Source organism: Streptomyces sp. NPDC044984 (genome assembly GCF_040646935.1).
Taxonomy (GTDB): Bacteria; Actinomycetota; Actinomycetes; order Streptomycetales; family Streptomycetaceae; genus Streptomyces.
Window position 1 is genome coordinate 1 of sequence record NZ_JBEZBE010000095.1, and the last position, 2,884, is coordinate 2,884.

The 2,884-nt window shown below is 74.2% G+C and carries 1 protein-coding gene; it reads right to left on the reverse strand.

Annotated elements, in window-relative coordinates:
• A partial coding sequence (locus AB0A94_RS38545) for a beta-ketoacyl synthase N-terminal-like domain-containing protein (RefSeq protein WP_361751690.1) occupies positions 1–2,884 on the reverse strand: 2,884 nt, incomplete at both ends.

Here is a 2,884-nt window from a genome sequence, read left to right on the forward strand (position 1 = left end):
TCACCGGTCACGTTGGACACGACCGGGATGCGCGGTTCGGCGTACGTCAGTCCCTCCGCGACGGCGCGGAAGGCGTCGAGCATCGGCTCCATCAGCGGCGAGTGGAAGGCGTGACTCACCGACAGGCGCTGCGTCCTGCGGCCCTTCCCCGCGAACTCCTCGGCCAGCGCGAGGACTTCCCGCTCCACGCCCGCGATGACGACCGCATCCGGTCCGTTGACCGCCGCGAGGGCGGTGCCGTCCGTCAGCCTCGGAGCGATCTCCTCCTCGCTCGCCCGCACCGCCACCATCGCGCCGCCCGCCGGGAGTTCCTGCATCAACCGGGCACGCGCCGCGACCAGCGCGCACGCGTCCTCCAGCGACAGCACCCCGGCCACGTGCGCGGCCGCGATCTCGCCCACGGAGTGACCGGCCACGAACTCCGGCCGCACACCCCAGCTTTCCACCAGCCGGAACAACGCCACCTCGACCGCGAACAACGCCGGCTGCGTGTAACCGGTCGTGTCGAGGAGCTCCGCCTCCGGCGTGCCCTCCTCCGCGAACAGCACCTCCCGCAACGGACGCTCCAACTCCACGTCGAGACGCGCCAGTACGGCGTCCAGCGCCTGCGCGAACACCGGGAACCGGGCATACAGCTCACGCCCCATCCCCGCCCGCTGCGACCCCTGACCCGAGAACAGGACCGCCAGCGACCGCTCGGCGGCACGACCACGCGCCACCTCCACGGGGGCACCGCCCTCCAGGCCGGTGCCCGCGAGCAGCACCGTGCGGTGCTCGAACAGGGACCGCCCGGAGGCCAGCGAGTAGCCCACGTCCAGGACGGACCCGGCGTCGAAGGACGTCACCCGGTCGATCTGTCCCGGCAGGGCGTCCTCGGAACGCGCCGAGACCGGCCACGGCACCAGGAGCGGCGAGACGGACGGCTCGGTGGCCGGCTCAGGGTCCTGCGCGGCCGGTTCGGGTTGTTCGAGGATGACGTGGGCGTTGGTGCCGCTGAGGCCGAAGGACGACACACCGGCGCGCCACGGCCGGTCCGTGTCCGGCCACTCGGTCGACTCGGTGAGGAGGCGCACCGCGCCGGCCTCCCAGTCGACGTGCGTGGAGGGACGGTCGACGTGGAGGGTCCTCGGCAGGGCGCCGTGGCGCATGGCGAGCACCATCTTGATGACGCCCGCGACGCCGGCGGCGGCCTGGGTGTGGCCGATGTTCGACTTGATGGAGCCGAGCAGCAGCGGCCGGTCGGCGGGCCGGTCCTGGCCGTAGGTGGCGAGCAGGGCCTGGGCCTCGATCGGGTCGCCCAGCGGGGTGCCGGTGCCGTGCGCCTCGACGGCGTCCACGTCGGCGGGGGTGAGCCCGGCGCTCGCCAGGGCCTGGCGGATGACGCGCTGCTGCGAGGGACCGTTGGGGGCGGTCAGGCCGTTGGAGGCGCCGTCCTGGTTGATGGCCGAGCCGCGGACCACCGCGAGCACCTCGTGCCCGTTGCGGCGGGCGTCGGAAAGGCGTTCCAGGACGAGCATGCCGACGCCCTCGGACCAGCCGGTGCCGTCGGCGGCGTCCGCGAACGCCTTGCACAGGCCGTCGCCGGCGAGGCCGCCCTGCCGGGTGAAACCGGAGAAGTTCATCGGGGTCGACAGCACGGTGACACCGCCCGCGAGGGCGAGGGAGCTCTCGCCGCTGCGCAGGGACTGGGCGGCGAGGTGCAGGGCGACCAGGGAGGAGGAGCAGGCGGTGTCGACGGTGAGCGCCGGGCCCTCCAGGCCGAGGGCGTAGGAGACCCGGCCGGAGATGACACTGGTGGCGAGGCCGGTGCTGGCGTGGCCCTCGACGTCCTCACGGGAGGTCATCACCAGGGTCGCGTAGTCCTGGCCGGTGGTGCCGACGAAGACGCCGGTGGCGCTGGAGCGCAGGCTCTGCGGGTCGATGCCGGCGCGTTCGAACGCCTCCCAGGACGTCTCGAGCAGCAGGCGCTGCTGCGGGTCCATGGCGAGGGCCTCGCGCGGGGAGATCCCGAAGAAGCCGGCGTCGAAACCGCCCACGTCGTGCAGGAAGCCGCCGCGGCGGGTGGCGCTGACGCCCCGGTTGTCGTGGCCTCCGCCGAACAGGGCGTCCAGGTCCCAGCCTCGGTCGGTCGGGAAGGCGGAGATGCGGTCCTCGCCGTCGGCGAGCATCCGCCACAGTTCGTCGGGGGTGGTGATGCCGCCGGGCATGCGGCAGGCCATGCCGACGATGACCACGGGGTCGTCGGCGACGTCGGCGGCCACGAGGGGGGCGCCCGGGTCGTCGTGTTCGTCGAGGAGTTCGGCGACCAGGTGCTCGGCGAGACCCTGCGGGGTCGGGTAGTCGAAGACGAGGGTGGCGGTCAGCCGCAGGCCGGTGGCGGTGGTGAGGCGGTTGCGCAGTTCGACGGCGGTGAGCGAGTCGAAGCCGAGTTCGCGGAACTCTCGGCCGGGTTCGATGGCCTTGGGCGAGGAGTGGCCGAGCACGGCGGCGGCCTCGACCCGCACCAGGTCGACGAGGTGGCGGACGCGCTCGTCCTCGGGGAGGGCCAGCAGGCGGCGGGTCAGATCGGCGGCGGTGCTCGCGCCGCCGACGGCGGTGGCGGCGGCGCGCCGGGTGCCGCGCACCAGGTTGCGCAGCAGCGGCGGCACCTCACCCGGGATGCGCAGGTCGCCGCCGGTGGAGCCGATGGGGACCACGAGGGGCTCGGCGGAGCCGGTGGCGGTGTCGAAGAGGGCGAGGCCGCGCTCGACGGGGATGGGGGCGGCGCCGGAGGCGGCGATGCGCTGCATGTCGGCGTCGGAGAGGGTGCCGGTCATGCCGCCGTCCTGGACCCAGGCGCCCCAGGCCAGGGACAGGGCGGGCAGGCCGGCGGCGGCCCGCTGCT